This is a genomic window from Ectopseudomonas khazarica, assembly GCF_004521985.1.
Taxonomy (GTDB): domain Bacteria; phylum Pseudomonadota; class Gammaproteobacteria; order Pseudomonadales; family Pseudomonadaceae; genus Aquipseudomonas; species Aquipseudomonas khazarica.
The window spans coordinates 1-1316 of sequence record NZ_SBHZ01000037.1; the positions used below are offsets into that span (position 1 = coordinate 1).

The 1316-nt window shown below is 65.1% G+C and carries 1 protein-coding gene; it reads right to left on the reverse strand.

Annotation, left to right across the window (positions count from 1 at the left end):
* Window positions 1-1316: aspartate aminotransferase family protein (locus EPK82_RS24625; protein ID WP_134678345.1), on the reverse strand; the 1316-nt coding region annotated here is incomplete at both ends.

Genomic DNA, 1316 nt, shown 5'->3' on the forward strand with positions numbered 1-1316 from the left:
GTCAGATCCAGGCACTTGCGTGCTTTTTCCACCAGTTCGTCCACTTCCGCCTGGCTGATCACCAGCGGCGGCGCGATGATCATGGTGTCGCCCACGGCGCGCATGATCAGACCGTTATTAAAGCAGTGGCCGCGGCAGATCATGCCCACCGCCTTGTCACCCGGGTAACGGGTACGCGTCGCCTTGTCCTGCACCAGTTCGATGGCGCCGAGCATGCCGATACCGCGCACTTCGCCCACCAGCGGGTGATCCGCCAGCTCGCGCAGACGCTTCTGCAAATACGGTGCCGTTTCCGCCTTCACCCGCTCGACGATGCCTTCTTCCTTGAGGATGCGCAGGTTCTCCAGGCCCACCGCCGCCGCCACCGGATGCCCGGAATAGGTGAAGCCGTGGTTGAAATCGCCATGCGCCTCGATCACCTCGAACACCTTGTCGCTGACGATCAGGCCACCCATCGGCACGTAGCCGCTGGTCAGCCCCTTGGCGATGGTCATCAGGTCGGGCTGCAGGCCGTAGTACTGGCTGCCGAACCACTCGCCGGTACGACCGAAGCCGCAGATCACTTCATCGGCGACGAAGAGGATGTCGTACTTCGCCAGGATCTCCTTGATCCGTGGCCAGTAGCTGTCCGGCGGCACGATCACGCCACCGGCACCCTGGATCGGCTCGGCGATGAAGGCCGCCACGTTTTCCTCGCCCAGTTCGAGAATCTTCTTCTCCAGCTGATCGGCGGCCCAGATGCCGAACGCTTCCGGCGACTGCTCGCCACCCTCACCGAACCAGTACGGCTGCGGGATGTGGGTGATGCCGGGAATCGGCAGGTCGCCCTGCTCGTGCATGAACTTCATGCCGCCGAGACTGGCACCGGCCACGGTGGAGCCGTGGTAGCCGTTCTCGCGGCCGATGATGACCTTCTTGTTCGGCTGGCCCTTGCACGCCCAGTAGTGGCGCACCAGGCGCAGCATGGTGTCGTTGCCCTCGGAGCCGGAACCGGTGAAGAACACGTGGTTCATGCCGGCCGGTGCCAGCTGGGCGATCGCCTGGGCCAGCTCCAGCACCGGCGGGTGGGCGGTCTGGAAGAAGGTGTTGTAGAACGGCAGCTGGCGCATCTGTCGGGCAGCAGCCTCGACCAGCTCCTCGCGGCCATAGCCGACGGCCACGCACCACAGGCCGGCCATGCCATCGAGGATCTTGTGCCCCTCGCTGTCCCACAGGTGCACGCCACGGGCCTCGGTGATGATGCGCGGGCCGTTCTCGGCCAGCTGCTTGTAGTCACTGAACGGCGCCAGATGGTGGGCCTGGCTCAGGGCCTGCCA